Consider the following 259-nt stretch of genomic DNA (forward strand, 5'->3'; position numbering starts at 1 on the left):
CCCAAATTGCTGTGGGTCGCCCGTCACGAGCCGGCGACCTTTGCCGCTATACGCACCGTTCTGTTGCCCAAGGATTATGTCCGGTTGCGGATGACCGGCGAAAAGGCGTCCGACGTATCGGATGCGGCGGGTACGCTGTGGCTCGATGTCGCGAACCGCGCGTGGAGTGACGAGATCCTGGCGGCGACCGGCCTGGACCGCGACCAGATGCCTCAGGCGGTCGAGGGCACGGCACAGACCGGCACCTTGCGCGCCGATG

At 66.4% G+C, this 259-nt stretch carries 1 protein-coding gene; it reads left to right on the forward strand.

What is annotated here, in order from left to right:
* Positions 1-259, forward strand: a 259-nt coding sequence (locus IEQ44_RS16110; RefSeq protein ID WP_264674498.1) for an FGGY family carbohydrate kinase, incomplete at both ends; no start/stop codon positions are given.

Source organism: Nocardioides malaquae (genome assembly GCF_015070385.1).
Lineage (GTDB): Bacteria > Actinomycetota > Actinomycetes > Propionibacteriales > Nocardioidaceae > Nocardioides > Nocardioides malaquae.